This is a genomic window from Candidatus Nitrotoga sp. BS (genome assembly GCF_927797785.1).
GTDB lineage: Bacteria > Pseudomonadota > Gammaproteobacteria > Burkholderiales > Gallionellaceae > Nitrotoga.
Window position 1 is genome coordinate 1 of the sequence record NZ_CAKMLL010000109.1, and the last position, 13,879, is coordinate 13,879.

At 47.5% G+C, this 13,879-nt stretch carries 15 protein-coding genes and 1 pseudogene; 9 read left to right on the plus strand and 7 right to left on the minus strand.

All coding sequences use genetic code 11. From position 1 onward, the window contains the following. The first annotated feature begins 409 nt into the window (after positions 1-409). From MJ769_RS13065 to MJ769_RS13075, 3 genes are read left to right on the plus strand one after another with little or no spacing between them, the layout of a single operon-like run. On the plus strand, positions 410-1,543 hold the full coding sequence (locus MJ769_RS13065; RefSeq protein WP_239237580.1) for a CDP-alcohol phosphatidyltransferase family protein: 1,134 nt from the start codon (positions 410-412) through the stop codon (positions 1,541-1,543). Between the two features lie 6 nt (positions 1,544-1,549). Continuing rightward, complete coding sequence (locus MJ769_RS13070; RefSeq protein WP_239237581.1) at positions 1,550-2,239, plus strand: HAD family hydrolase; 690 nt, start codon at positions 1,550-1,552, stop codon at positions 2,237-2,239. Next, positions 2,236-2,961 (plus strand): phosphocholine cytidylyltransferase family protein, encoded by a 726-nt coding sequence (locus tag MJ769_RS13075; RefSeq protein WP_239237582.1) that lies wholly within the window; start codon positions 2,236-2,238, stop codon positions 2,959-2,961. Before MJ769_RS13070 ends, MJ769_RS13075 begins: the two co-directional genes overlap by 4 nt. Positions 2,962-3,207: 246 nt before the next feature. Here MJ769_RS13075 and MJ769_RS13080 read toward each other — a convergent pair whose 3' ends face one another. Beyond that, positions 3,208-3,363: a hypothetical protein gene (locus tag MJ769_RS13080; RefSeq protein WP_239237583.1), complete on the minus strand. Its 156-nt coding sequence runs from the start codon at positions 3,361-3,363 to the stop codon at positions 3,208-3,210. Positions 3,364-3,520: 157 nt separating this feature from the next. On the opposite strand from MJ769_RS13080, the gene MJ769_RS13085 reads away from it, so the two are divergent. Then, positions 3,521-3,724, plus strand: a complete 204-nt coding sequence (locus MJ769_RS13085; protein ID WP_239237584.1) for a hypothetical protein — start codon at positions 3,521-3,523, stop codon at positions 3,722-3,724. A 300-nt stretch (positions 3,725-4,024) separates the two neighbouring features. Here the strand turns inward: MJ769_RS13085 and MJ769_RS13090 are convergent, their stop codons facing one another. The 3 genes from MJ769_RS13090 to MJ769_RS13100 all read right to left on the minus strand — a co-directional run bounded on the left by MJ769_RS13090 (position 4,025) and on the right by MJ769_RS13100 (position 7,049). After that, positions 4,025-5,275 carry a hypothetical protein gene (locus MJ769_RS13090; RefSeq protein ID WP_239237585.1) on the minus strand — a complete coding sequence of 417 codons (1,251 nt, stop codon included), beginning with the start codon at positions 5,273-5,275 and terminating at the stop codon, positions 4,025-4,027. A gap of 467 nt (positions 5,276-5,742) precedes the next feature. Next, the gene (locus tag MJ769_RS13095) at positions 5,743-6,258 is read right to left on the minus strand and encodes a dihydrofolate reductase (RefSeq protein ID WP_239237586.1); all 516 of its coding nucleotides are present in this window, start codon (positions 6,256-6,258) and stop codon (positions 5,743-5,745) included. Beyond that, positions 6,255-7,049, minus strand: coding sequence for a thymidylate synthase (locus MJ769_RS13100; protein WP_239237587.1), 795 nt, complete (start codon positions 7,047-7,049; stop codon positions 6,255-6,257). Before MJ769_RS13100 ends, MJ769_RS13095 begins: the two co-directional genes overlap by 4 nt. A gap of 70 nt (positions 7,050-7,119) precedes the next feature. Between MJ769_RS13100 and MJ769_RS14530 the strand changes: the two genes are divergently transcribed. The 3 genes and pseudogenes from MJ769_RS14530 (at position 7,120) to MJ769_RS14540 (ending at position 8,592) form a co-directional block, all read left to right on the plus strand. Beyond that, positions 7,120-7,332 carry a hypothetical protein gene (locus MJ769_RS14530; RefSeq protein WP_320412163.1) on the plus strand — a complete coding sequence of 71 codons (213 nt, stop codon included), beginning with the start codon at positions 7,120-7,122 and terminating at the stop codon, positions 7,330-7,332. Between the two features lie 3 nt (positions 7,333-7,335). Further along, a complete protein-coding gene (locus tag MJ769_RS14535; RefSeq protein ID WP_320412164.1) occupies positions 7,336-7,542 on the plus strand; it encodes a hypothetical protein in 207 nt (68 codons plus the stop codon). Positions 7,543-7,763: 221 nt separating this feature from the next. Further along, positions 7,764-8,592 (plus strand): annotated as a pseudogene (locus tag MJ769_RS14540) (M17 family metallopeptidase). 157 nt (positions 8,593-8,749) lie between these two features. Here MJ769_RS14540 and MJ769_RS13110 read toward each other — a convergent pair. Both MJ769_RS13110 and MJ769_RS13115 read right to left on the minus strand, forming a co-directional pair. Then, on the minus strand, positions 8,750-8,953 hold the full coding sequence (locus MJ769_RS13110) for a cold-shock protein (protein WP_239187831.1): 204 nt from the start codon (positions 8,951-8,953) through the stop codon (positions 8,750-8,752). Between the two features lie 572 nt (positions 8,954-9,525). Further along, the gene (locus tag MJ769_RS13115) at positions 9,526-10,011 is read right to left on the minus strand and encodes an FKBP-type peptidyl-prolyl cis-trans isomerase (RefSeq protein WP_239237588.1); all 486 of its coding nucleotides are present in this window, start codon (positions 10,009-10,011) and stop codon (positions 9,526-9,528) included. Positions 10,012-11,102: 1,091 nt separating this feature from the next. Between MJ769_RS13115 and MJ769_RS13120 the strand changes: the two genes are divergently transcribed. Both MJ769_RS13120 and MJ769_RS13125 read left to right on the plus strand, forming a co-directional pair. Beyond that, positions 11,103-12,248: a cupin domain-containing protein gene (locus MJ769_RS13120; RefSeq protein WP_239237589.1), complete on the plus strand. Its 1,146-nt coding sequence runs from the start codon at positions 11,103-11,105 to the stop codon at positions 12,246-12,248. Positions 12,249-12,747: 499 nt separating this feature from the next. After that, positions 12,748-13,029: a hypothetical protein gene (locus tag MJ769_RS13125; RefSeq protein WP_239237590.1), complete on the plus strand. Its 282-nt coding sequence runs from the start codon at positions 12,748-12,750 to the stop codon at positions 13,027-13,029. Positions 13,030-13,097: 68 nt separating this feature from the next. Here MJ769_RS13125 and MJ769_RS13130 read toward each other — a convergent pair whose 3' ends face one another. Continuing rightward, the gene (locus tag MJ769_RS13130) at positions 13,098-13,865 is read right to left on the minus strand and encodes an MBL fold metallo-hydrolase (RefSeq protein WP_239237591.1); all 768 of its coding nucleotides are present in this window, start codon (positions 13,863-13,865) and stop codon (positions 13,098-13,100) included. Between the last annotated feature and the right edge of the window lie 14 nt (positions 13,866-13,879).

A 13,879-nucleotide genomic window follows, 5' to 3' on the forward strand; every position in this document is an offset into this window, starting at 1 on the left:
TGTCACCCCCAGTAATCAATTGAATCTATTCGCGTATTAACCGGACAGCAGTGATTGAATTTATATTAAAAATTTACTGAACACGTATAAGTCGTAAGAATTTGTCATTTTTATGACAAACAAAAGTCATTCACAATCAAACTATTATATAGAATAAAGAGATGACTTCAACATAACCTTTATTAAAACCCTATTAGATGAATTGTGGGGAGGGCGTTGTGGTCGCATGGTTACTTCGCAGAATGTAACGTCTATTAGTTATGCCAAGCGTCCATGGTTGCTCGTTCAGACTGTGATTGCAAACGTAGTGGCCATATGGCTTAGAGGGATATAGTCGCTTAAGCTATAGCGCCCTCCTTACAAGCACGGTATGAACTTTGAAACGTTAGGTAACAAGAGAGTTGACTAGTTGACAACAAATACAAGCGTACGCCTTTTAGGTGAGGTGCAAGTAAAACTATGGGGTCTCGAGTTGCGGGAATGGCAGCGGCGCGCCTGGCAAAAGGCTGGCGCCTCGTCGGTCGATGACCCGGCAGCGCGTCTTCTGGTGGGAACTGAATGGGTTCTATCGCCTGCCTTGCAACGCGGTTTGCTAATGACACCAGGTGCGGTGCTGATTGTTGCGAATCGGGCAGACGCAGCGCCGCGCCTTGCGGCGCTGCATCTGCCCGAGGGAGCCGAGGCCGCCGCGTACCAATCCTTGATAGGACAAACCGACTTCGACGAAGATGTGTTGCGCGCCGCAGGTTTTAACCCCGGCAGCGTTGATGATTTTGCAGGTTCTTACGACAATTCATTACGCAAGCGCGAAGCGCCATATGCATTGTCGCTGCGGGTCGAGACGCCGCGCAAGGTGGAAAAGCGCTTGTTTCAAGGAGCTTACAAAGGGGTTACCGATTTTGTCACCAAATACGCCTGGCCGCTGCCTGCGTTTCATGTGACGCGTGCGGCGGCGGCGCTACATATTTCGCCCAATACCGTGACCACAATCGGCCTGTTGCTGGTCTTCGTCGCTTTCTGGCAATTCTGGAACGGAGCATGGGTATGGGGTATCGCAGCGGCTTTGGGAATGACATTCCTTGATACTGTGGACGGTAAGCTGGCGCGTACCACGATGAGTTATACGAAATTGGGAGATATCTACGATCACGGTATTGACCTCATCCATCCGCCGTTCTGGTACTGGGCAATCTGGCATGGGCTGGAATATGATTCGGGCAGCACGGGGCAAGCGATGCTCGATGTTTCGCTGGCGGTCCTCATAATCAGCTATGTGCTGAACCGGGTGGAGGAAGGTATCTTCATGCATAAGTTCGGATTTCACATCCATGTTTGGGAGCATATTGATTCCATTGCGCGGGAAATCACTGCGCGGCGCAATCCGAACATGGCTATTTTCATGCTCGCGGTGATGCTCGGCGAGCCGGGATGGGGGCTGGTTGCGGTGGCGGTGTGGACGGTGGTCTGGCTGGTATTTCATGGCTACCGTCTCTATCAGGCGCTACAACTGCCGATACCGCCGACATCGTGGTTGGCGGATTGAACCGTTATGGCAGGGACGGCAATATTCGATCTTGACCGTACCATCACTCGGTCACCTACATGGACGCCATTCCTGTTTCATGTGAACGGCCTGCGTCCGGCGTTTCTGGCCCGGTTCCTGTTGCTGGCGCTACACATGGTTTGCTACAAGCTGAAACTGGCGAGCCGCGATTCGATCAAGGCGCATGGAGTCCGGATACTGGCCGGGATCGATCGTGCCACCTTGCAGGCCAAGGCCGATGCCTTTGTGGCCGATCGGCTGGCTCATGATCTACGGCCTGGAGCGCGCGCAGCGATTTCCTTTCATCGTACGCGCGGCGATCGTTTGATCCTTGCGACGGCCGCTTTGGATATGGTGGCAAAACCGTTTGGCCGCGCACTTGGCTTTGACGAGGTTATCGCCACACGTTTGAGCTGGAGTGTGGGTGCCAGTGTACCGATGTTAGACGGTGCCAATTGCTATGGCACGGAAAAGCTGCGCCGGATTGCCGAAATCCACGCGCTCCACCCGTTTGACGGCCCGGTCTTCGCCTATAGCGACCACGTATCTGACTTAAAACTGTTGTGTCAGGCGGATCACGGCATCGCGGTCAACCCGTCATTCGGTCTGCGCCGTGCTGCGCCGACCTGCGGCATCAAAATTGTGGATTTTGATGCTCCGCCTTCCTTCCCCACGACAATGGAGCAAACCCAATGAAAGCCATTATCCTCAGCGCCGGCCGCGGCTCACGTCTGCTGCCGTTGACCGAAAACCACCCGAAATGTCTGCTGCCGGTTGGGTCTACCACATTATTGGGGTATCAGCTTGACACCCTCGAGGCTGGCGGTATCACCGAAACCATCGTAGTTACAGGTTTTATGGTGGGGCTTGTCGAGAACGAAATCGCCAAGCGCAACGGCCCGATGCGCGTGACGCCGTTTTTTAACCCATTTTTCCATGTCTCTGACAATCTTGCCAGTTGCTGGATGGTACGCGATCATATGAATGTGGATTTTCTGCTGATTAACGGCGATACCTTGTTTGAAGCGGCGTTACTGCATGATGTACTGTCAAGCCCTGCGCAACCGATACAGGTGACGATCGATCACAGGCCAACCTACGATTCCGATGACATGAAGGTATCATTGGACGGCAGCCGTCTGCGCGCCATCGGCAAATCGCTGCCCGCATCCGAGGTTAATGCCGAATCGATCGGTTTTCTGCGCTTCATGGGGCAAGGGCCGGGAATATTTCGCGCCAAACTGGAACAGATGATGCGCACGCAAGAAGGGGTTTCCGCGTGGTTTCTGAAAGCGATCGACGCGATTGCGGATACGACTGGGCAAGTCGGAACCCTGTCGATCGAGGGCCGACGATGGACCGAGGTGGACACGGTCGAGGATTATCACTCAATTGACGAACATTTCCGTCAGGGCTGAAAATTGCAATGTGCGGAACTCAAGCCGTATTGCCGTTGCATGTTCTACCGGGTGATAATTTTATGTCGGCAGTACCTGTCACCGGGTGGCGATTGGGCTGCCAGCCGGCAAGTTGTTGGATGAGTTCGACACTATTCACAATGCAAGCGGCTTCAAGGAATTTTTTAACATATCGAACGCCCTGAAAAACGTCATCAATTTCGGATGGCTGTTGCCATGAAAGGCTATAACGGTTGGGCGCGCCCGCTACAAGGAAATATTTCCGGCACCGGCCAAAACAGACGCCATAGATGCACGCAGAATTCTCGAACTGTTCCGCCTGTCCGAACATTTGCCGATGGCGAAGCGACCTTCATGCGGTGTGCCCGGATTGATGGCAATCACCGGGGAAGCGGACAACATCTGGTTCTTGAATTTCCTCACCTGCCGTGACAAATTGACCAAACTGGCCAAGCTGCGGCGATCAAGCCTGATGGTTTACCCGGCGTGGGAAAAACCTATGCGGCACAGGTACAGTCGTGGCGTGGCAAGCACAGGCGCAATTCTCCCCCGATCTTGAATGGGTGGGCGAAATGATTGTGCAATACGCTCACCGCATACTGGCGCTGGGAAGGACATCAAAACCATAGATCAGAAAATCTCCGCTCACTCCGAGCTGGCGCAAACCATCGGTAGCTTACCCGGCTTCGGTAAAACTTCGATGGCGAAAATCGCTGGGGAAGTCGGGCCACTGGAGCGTTTCAAATGGCTATGTCGCAAGTAGCTTTTGAAACTATCTTGTTCTTCCAAATAATGAGACAAAACAAGTGTCCCGTCCCGGGTGATACTGTTATCTGGCAACAGTGTCGCTAGTCTATTGTGTGTTGAATAGTGTGATTTGTTAAAGAATTGATTGCAAATCCAAGCGGGATGTTGTTACCTGGCGAATTTTAAAACTGCCGTTCAGCTATAGCGAAAAAATTCGCACATACTTAAAGGGCGAAAATACCATTTCGCCCTTTGCTGAACAGCCGTCCTCACTTAACTAAAGCAACCCATTCTCTTGACTGAGAAAAGATAAACCTTACACTTTCATATTCCATTTATGGCCGAATTCATTATTACCAGTTTCAACCGGCGTTATTTTTTTAGGTGTGTGCGGTGAAGCAGGAGCAGGCGCATCAATAGTAGGTCCCTCTTTGGTGAGGTTGAACTCTATTGACTCAGGTTTATAATCTTGACGTTGTGAATAAAGTAAAGGGGCATTCGCTCGAGTATCTGGGTTGAAAAACCTTGATTCATCCGCATCTTTCAATATTTCAAGATATTTTTGCTTGGCTTCCCAGCTAGGCAGTACGCTATCATTGTGTTTGATCTCCTCGCTGCTCGATACAACAAAACCAGCACCCTCCACCTGGCTCAGCGCGTTTAGTGCATTCTCAGAATACTCATACTTGCCCTCCTTATTTTTTCGCGCTATAGCGTCAATAGAACAGTGATGTGGTGCAAGCAAGATATGCCAACTGAGCTTGTCGACATCATTTTTGTAATTTTGCCAGATACGATCCCAAACCTCGACTGTCGCATCACCGCCTAACAGAATGCGATTCACCCCACCAAAAACTTTAACAGTCCAGCGTATGACCAAACTACTGTCGTTAACATCAGTTTGATCTTCGCCTGATACGGCTTTGGATATTTCTCCTTCTTTTTGGACAGGGGAAAAAACATGCGCTTCAATATTTCGCGAAAATGTTTTGACTAATCCAGCTGATGACGTTGCTTCCAATATGCAAATTCTGTTGCCATTCAATTCTGACTCCTTACTACCTTGAAGATTAAGCCTACGTTTAATCTCCTGAAATAATGGTTTGGATTCATCAGTCTCAAATTTTGAATCTGCAAAGCAAGCATTGATCCACATCTCTTCAATAAGAATCAACTTGTCATCTTCTCTTGGTCGATCCTCGAATTCAGCAGGGTCACCTTGATAAAAAAGTTTGTCAAAACCAGTTAGGTTATTCCGATCTGGGTGCGTCAAAACAAAGAGCGACAAACGATACTCTCGGTTACTCCGATAACTGGAATGATAACAAGCATATTGAAGATCTAGAGCAAAGTCGTAGTAGACCCACTCAAACGGTTTTGACGCCTCCTCGTACCCTAACGTGGCAGCGTTTCCTATACTGCAGTTAGCATCAATGGAACTTCTAAAACGATCTGTATATCGCTCACAACGATAATTGATATCAGTAAGTATCGTTTTATCATTCGCTTCAATTAAGGTGGTATCTCCATTGCCGACTGGGAAGAAAGTAACACGATTTATAGACATTATTTGCCTTCCTTTTTGTGGGTTTTATTTACTTTAACAACTGAACATTATACTTGATTAACTAAAAAAACATGAAATTATAAAACACCTCAAAAAATGACCATTCAGCTCAGTGCGTTGTATATTAGGATATTATTATTCAGATTTAAGCAAGGAAAATTAATCTTGTGTGGCTAAGCTAGTTTTTTGTACCTTACAGAATGCTTGGGGCAATGCCGACAACTATCACAACTCAACTTTAGGGCGCCTCTAAAAATTCGAGTTCTTAGACAAAACAAGGCACAATAAATAAACTTGAGTGCGGCATATATAATTGATATGTAATCGATAATTTTTTTCGAGCAACGCCGTTTTGTGACGAAGCGGGACAAGCAGGCAAGTCGCATAGGGGCTACTCGCAAAATTGGATTTTAGAGGTACCGTTTACTTTTCTTCCCCGCGACTGATTCCAGATATCCCACCATTTATTATTTCCTACCGTAAGTAACAAAATTAAATTCCAGTGCCTGAGGAGTTTCCTGGCTGCATTGCTCACGCGCCAATTCCTGCCATAATGTTTTGTCAAATTCTGGAAAGTAAGCGTCACCTGTTACGTCTTGACTGATTTCGGTGAGGTAGATCGTGTCCACTAACGGCATTGCCAATGCGTAAAGCTCAGCACCGCCGACGATAAAAATTTCATCATCCTCTGCACAAGCGTTTATCGCGTCTTCCAGCGAGTACGCCATGATGCTGCCTTCAATTTTTAATGCATCATTGCGTGTTACCACCACGGTAGTGCGACCGGGCAGCGGCTTGCCAATGGAATCGAAAGTCTTACGGCCCATGATGAGATGGTGTCCCATAGTGAGCGATTTAAAGCGTTTGAGGTCTACCGGAATACGCCATGGCAGCGTGTTATTAATGCCAATGGTGCGGTTACGAGCCATTGCAACAATGATCGCGAGCTTACCCTTCTTACCTCCTTTTTCGTTACTTGTCATACAGCCACTGTAGCTTTAATCGCCGGATATGGGTCATAGCCTTCCAGCGTAAAGTCTTCAAACTTGAAGTCGAAGATATTATTCACATCTGGATTGATGTGCATAGCTGGCAGTAATCGCGGCTCACGCGACAATTGCAGCTCAGCCTGATCCAGATGGTTGAGGTACAGATGTGCATCACCGAAAGTATGCACCAAATCGCCTGGCTTCAATCCGCATACTTGCGCCATCATCAAGGTAAGCAAAGCATAAGATGCGATATTGAACGGTACACCCAGGAAAATATCCGCGCTGCGCTGATACAGTTGGCAGGAGAGCTTGCCATCAGACACATAGAACTGAAAGAGGACATGGCAAGGTGCCAGCGCCATTTGATCCAGCTCCCCTACGTTCCAGGCTGAAACGATCAGGCGCCGTGAATCGGGATTGCTTTTAATCTGCTCTATAACATCTGAAATCTGGTCGATGGTGGCACCATCTTTTGCTGTCCACGAGCGCCACTGTTTGCCATAAACCGGGCCAAGGCTGCCATCCTCGTTCGCCCATTCATCCCAAATTCTGACATCATTTTCCTTAAGATAGCGGATATTGGTATCGCCCTGTAAAAACCATAGCAACTCATGGATGATTGATTTCAGGTGACATTTTTTGGTGGTGACTAACGGAAAGCCATGCTCCAAATTAAAGCGCATCTGATAGCCGAATACACTTACGGTGCCGGTGCCGGTGCGGTCGCTCTTCTTTGTGCCATGATTGAGCACATATTTCATCAAATATAAGTACTGGCGCATAAAAATTCCGGGAGTGGGTGGCGACTGTTTGTTTAATGCAAAACAATACATAAAATTTATTGAGGAACAAATGCTAGCACAACTTACACTTTCACTGACGCTACCCAAGAATCTGGTTAACCAACATCTGTTGGTGCGGTTACCTAAAGCTAAAACATTACCCCACGACATGCCTGATAGCGACTTACTCAAAACAGTATTGGCGCGCCGCAATCTCAAGGTGGATGTGCTGACTAACACACCGGTGCCTGCCAATACAGCTAATAGCACGTTAATGGCGTGAGCGATGCTGGATTTTTCCAAGGACGTCTTCACCATCCAGACACAAGTACGCAAGTCCATGCAATTGTTTCTTGCAGAAACGCCGGAAAGTATTGCCATTGCAGCTCTGGGTGATGCTACGCAACGCAAGCTGGCTGTGTATGGTGCATGGGTGAATGGCGCTCTGTTGCTGGAACATAAGAAAAAGGACAAACGCAAACTGCTTCAATAAATTGAACTGTTTGTTTTTCCAACAAGCAAGCATTTGCATCACTTAAGGCGCAGGCCGAAGGCAGTTTTCTATGCCGCGAACTGACTGTGCTTCCGCCTAACGATTTGACTCCAGCTTTATACCGAGCGCGGGTAAAAATACTCGCACAACAACATGGTTGAAAGCATGTAGAGTTTGATCTTAAGAAGCTGCGCAAATTGGACGCGGGTGATTTTTTGGCTGTGGCGCAGGGTGGCGCGGACGAAGATGCCGCCATCGTGCACCTGCGCTACACTCATCCAAAAGCCAAGCAAACCGTAGGACTGATAGGCAAGGGAATTTGCTTCGATACTGGCGAGCATAATCTGAAGCCTGCGCGCTATATGCAAGGCATGCACGAGGACATGAATGGGTCGGCCGTAGCGCTCGGCATCTTGCTTGCAGCGTCACAGGGCAAGCTGGCGGTGAATATTGATTGCTGGCTGGCGATAGCGCAAAACCATATCAGCCCGAAAGCATACAAACAAAACGATATTGTGACAGCGCTGAACGACACCACCATTGAAATTGTTCGTACCGATGCCGAAGGGCGCACGGTGCTAGCCGACACACTTACGCTGGCGGCACGTGCCAAACCAGATCTGATGATTGACTTCACCACCCTAACAGGCAGCATGGCCGTAGCCTTAGGCGCGCTACAGCGGCACACTAGGTAACCTCGAGAAGCTGTTAAAGCGTGTGGTCAGAGCGGGCAAGCAAAGCGGCGAGCGTTTGTGCGCCTTCCCGCTGGATGGCGATTATGAAGCTGCGCTGGATTTAAATGTAGCTGACATCAAGCAAAGCACGCTGGACGGAGGAGCCGATCACATCTTGGCAACCCGCTTTCTTAAACATTTTGTCAATGACATGCCCTGGCTGCATGTGGATTTGTCCGCCAGCCGTTGCGAAGGCTGGCCTGGGTACAGCGGCAAGCGAAGTGACGGGAATTGGCGTAGCTTGGGGCGTACGGATGGTGCAGAGTTAGCACATACGATAGATCAGGCACACAGCAATAGTTCACTTGTCGAATGATAGTAATCCACTATTTTGTGGCCTGCGCACGAATCTTGAATAGGTGACACCTACCACACGATTACACAGTAAGCGGTCAATTCGCAGGCGTTACCTTTCAAAATGAAAAAAGCCCAGCACTTCCGTGCTGGGCTTTTTTGATCCAATCAAAAACCGCTTAAGGAGCTTGAATATTGGATGCTTGCTTACCTTTAGGACCTTGTGTCACGTCAAACGTAACTTTTTGGCCTTCTTGAAGAGACTTGAAACCGCTCATGTTAATTGCTGAAAAATGTGCGAACAAATCCTCGCTACCATCATCAGGAGTAACAAAACCAAAACCCTTCGCGTCGTTAAACCATTTTACTGTACCAGTTGCCATGTGTATTACTTCCTTAACTAAAAACGGGGAACCCCCCCGCGAAACTATTTGAATCGAAGATTGCACATGGAAAAAACCAGTATCGCAAAAACTTTGAATCAAACGCCTGTTAGTATGTTGCACTTATTTAGTAGATATTGTCAAGGTTATTTTCACAAGTTCCATCTGCCCTGCCTCAATTTTTCTTTGGACTATCAGCAAAAAAGTCGGGGTTGGCCAATCACTTTAAAAACGCTGAATCCCGTTCGAAGATTTGGCTGTTTAACACAGAGAGCTGAGGCGTAAAAGGCTGACCCTTGAAAAATCTTTCCAGTGGCCAGCTTTGACGTGTCCCAACGCCATGACCATCATGGCGCACGGTGCAAACTCGACGCACGTTTTCATTTTAGCAAATGTCTCGTATAAAATAATTCTCGAAGCAAAAACTATTGTTTATGCGGTTATTGAAAATAACAATACACAAACAAACCATATTGATTTGTTAAACGCGTTTATACACAGACGGTACGTAACAGGTAACCAACACTCCAAACAAGAGTTGTAGCAACAATATAATCCAGAAAAATTCTGCATTAGTGGTGATGTCCGCCTTCACCATGTGTATGGCCATGTTCCAGCTCATCGGCAGTAGCGGCACGTACATCGGTAACAATACCTACAAAATTTAGCGTTTTTCCAGCAAGTGGGTGGTTACCATCTACGGTCACTTCGGTATCGGTTACATCCACTATAGTGTAGAGCGAGTAATCGTCGTCGTCACCATCTTCCACCCCTCCCTCGAACTGCATGCCGATGGTAATTTCATCCGGGAACAAATTTCGCGACTCAACGCGCACTAGGTCGTGCTCATACTCTCCAAAAGCATTATCAGGTTCCAGCGTAATTTGAAGTTCATCACCTGCCTCCTTGCCTTGTAACGCTTCCTCCACAGTCGGAAATATGCCGTCATAGCCACCGTGCAGGTAGCTGATGGGATCTTCTGTTTTTTCCAGTGGACTACCGTTCGCATCAAATAGCTCATAGCGCAACGACACAACAGTATCTTTTGCAATTTTCATTTTAACTCCTTATATCAGATTTAGAATTTTATCGGCATGACCGAGTGCGTAACACAATTATGAAGCATGGCGTAACGGGTCATGCTTATCGAGCACAAAAGTGGAGCGTTTAATTGATATTTGTTATGTTTATTTACTTTGTTCGCAATTTAAACGAAAGTATATTTGTATGCGTTGGTGTGAATATAATATTAATTCACTCGCATTTTACGGACATAACAATTTGATTTTACTTAATTAAAGTAAAATTGTATCGATGAAGAAACCCAGCAGAAACGTGTATGATTGCAGTCAAGCGATTGATTATACGCGAAACCCAGCCATTGAGGAATCCAATAATACGCGCAAAGCAGACACACTATATAAAGTATATGAGACATTTGCTGAATACGAAATCAGTCGATGATTATACGTCATTTCCTAGTGACTGGATCGTCATGCTAAAGCATTAAACTGGGTAGAACGACTTCAAGGAAAGGGGGTAAGAACCTTGCGCTTAGTGGTATAAGCATCGAGGCGAGATTGCGTTGCGCACATCCCACGCAGCGCCGACAATGAACCTAATTTCGGTGACCCGCAAGTGTAAACTCTATTCGAAACAGCGCGAGCATTACCGCAAACCCATCAATAACGTGCGACATACCTCGCGCTCTGTAACAGTGTGATGGTGAAGCAACAGCAAAGCACGGACTGGATGAATCGAGCTGAGCATTACGCAGAAATCACTTTTCCGCGCTGGGATCGAAGACAGCTTCTCAATGTTGAAAAAGGTGTTTGGTTTGAATTGCTGCGCAGAGTGAGGGCAGCGGCACCTCTAGTCTTAACGTTATATCGGTAGACCAGGCGTAAGCTAAGCTATTAGCCAAATTGTCGCGACACGTGCTTATAGCTTGTCACAACGGGGGCATTGAAATTACAAATTATGGTACTGCGAAGCTCGCGCCAAATCAGGTGAAAACAGGATGGACGGATCAAAATACCATATTCGTCTGCCTATTAAACGAAAGCAAGTGCTCGACTTATGGCGACTGACCAAAAAATACTCAGCGGACAGTCCCAGAAATTCGGGCGTTTATGAATGAGGGCGAATTATGAAAACCAACTTCACCATGCTGGGTGGATTATCGATAGAGGAGTTTTTACGCAACTATTGGCAAAAAAAACCCTTGCTCATTCGCCAAGCATTCCCGCAATTCAATGGGTTACTTGATCGCTTGCAGTTGTTCGATTTAGCTTGCACTGAGGATGTGCAATCACGCCTCGTAACCCAGCGGCACGGTCAGTGGCAAATGCAAGATGGCCCATTTAAAGCGACAAAATTCGATAGCTTGGGCAAGAGCAAGTGGACGGTGCTGGTGCAAGGCGTAAATGAGCACCTGCCAACAGCAGCCGCGCTACTAAAGAACTTTAGCTTCATACCGCACGCACGTTTGGATGATCTGATGGTGAGCTATGCTCCCAAAGGAGGGGGCGTAGGCGCGCATTTCGATTCATATGATGTATTTTTGTTACAGGGCTCCGGTCATCGTCGTTGGCAAATTTCCGCACAGCAGGATCATACGCTAGTAGAAGGTGCTCCATTGAGGATTCTACAACGCTTCCAGTCAGAGCAGGAGTGGGTGCTAGCACCGGGTGACATGCTCTACCTGCCGCCGCATTATGCCCATAACGGCATCGCCGAGAGCGATTGCATGACATATTCCATTGGTTTCCGCTCCCCGAGCTATCAGGAATTGGCAGAACAGTTTCTGGTGTACTTACAGGATCGGGTTTGCTTTGACGAAATGTATGCCGATCCAGATCTAAGAACTCAACGCCATCCCTCAGAAATTAGTACGCATATGCTACGTCAGGTAGAGCAGATCATCCGGCAGATACAATGGACTAAGCATGACATTGCCAATTTTCTAGGTGGCTATCTCAGCGAACCCAAGCCGCATATATTTTTTGATCCACCTACGAAACCACTTAGCTGTGCTCGCTTCGAACAGGCGATACAAACCGGTGGTGTAGCGATGGCCCTGAAAACACAGATTTTGTGTCATAACGACGTGGTTTTTATTAATGGTATGGCGCATGCAGTCGGTAAAGACGCTTATCGAGAATTACGTTCTTTCGCTGATGCGCGCAAGCTGGATTCCAACATGAGCCTGACACGGGAAACATTGGAGTTGCTTTATCTTTGGTACATAGACGGCTATGTGGTACCCATTGCATGCAAGCACATAGACAAATAGGCTTGTTTTTTAGAAAACATCGAGGAAAACTGTCATCAATGTTGCGGTATATCCGATGCCTGATGCCACTTCTGCCAACCGCCTATGACATATTTGCACCTCATTAAATCCAATTTTTCAAGCAGCCTCTTTGCGGCTCGCCGGCTTACCCCATTTCGTCACTATACGGCGTAACAAATAGTATAATATTATTATAAATCAACCAGATGTTGCGCTAAATTTTATACTCGTGTTTTGTATTGTCTGAAAACTTGAATTTTTAGAGGCGCCCATATATTTACTGTCCTTTAAGTCTCGATTTGATAAAATACGAGTGATGCTTTCTCTTCAGTGTGTCGTAACTGGTGTGACTTTAAAAGGCATAATATATATTGTTAATTTTCTAGAATAATTGAAAGTTATAATGTATAATGCTGGCCCATTGTGGTAATATTTTGTCGTAGCTGACTGCCCAAGCCCCCGTTTTTGTATGTAAATTTAATTATTGCGAAGGAATAAAATGAAACATGTTGCTCTAGTTGCTGCCTTGCTGGCATTATCCCTGACTGCTTGTGGCGAAAAGCCTAAGGCTCCTGAAGTTGAAGCCCCAGTTGCGGTTGAAGTACCTGCACCTGTTGTTGAAGCACCTGCACCTGCACCTGCTGTTGAAGCGGCTGCTACAGCAGCAGACGCCGCTGGTAGTGCAGCTGTAGCCGCTGGTACTGCTGCAGAAGCTGCCGGTACTGCAGCAGGAGCCGCTCATGATGCTGCTGATGCCGCCAAGGGTGCAATGCATAAGTAATTTTTCTTCTTAGAATAATAAAAAAACCGACTTTATGTCGGTTTTTTTATTATTTGTGCATCCTATTTTTAAACAATTTCTCGCCAGGTAAATCCTTCGTCTTGCGTAGCTACTGCAACCCATTCCGGGTTGCAATTAAGAACTGTACTTAACGCATATACCGCAAGTTCAGGCGTGTTATTTTTTCGGCTCAGATGTGCAGCTACAATATGCTGCAAGTGGCTATAGTCCAACCGCGCCAACAGCGTTGCCGCGTCCGCATTATTCAAATGACCGAATCGCCCACCAACCCGATGCTTTAGACTTTGTGGATAAGCACTGTTGGCCAACAGTGCAGCATCATGGTTGCATTCCAGCACCAACGCATCGCAACCACTTAACGTTGCTTCAATATGGGGTGTGGAACAACCGATGTCGGTCAATACCCCCAGCCGTTTTGCACCATCACTGAACACATATTGTACTGGCTCGGCTGCATCATGTGGCACGGGAAAAGGCTGCACTAACAGCCCATCGATAGCAAAGGGATGGTGCGAGTCAATTTTTGTCAGCTTGGCTAAATTGCTCAGAAGTTTAAATTGCGCACGAAATGTACCGTGCGTAAGCCATATAGGAATCGAGTATTTACGTGCCAGCCGCGCCACCCCCGCAATGTGGTCGCCGTGTTCATGTGTAACCACGATGCCGTTAAGACAATCAGGGGTCAAGCCAAGACGCGCTAGGCGCATGCAGGTATCAGTTAGGGGAAAACCGCAGTCCATTAGTACACAGGTTTTGCCAACTTGCACTACCAGTGCATTACCTTCGCTGCCGCTACCAAGTGAAGCGAAACGCATTGACAAAGGTTGAA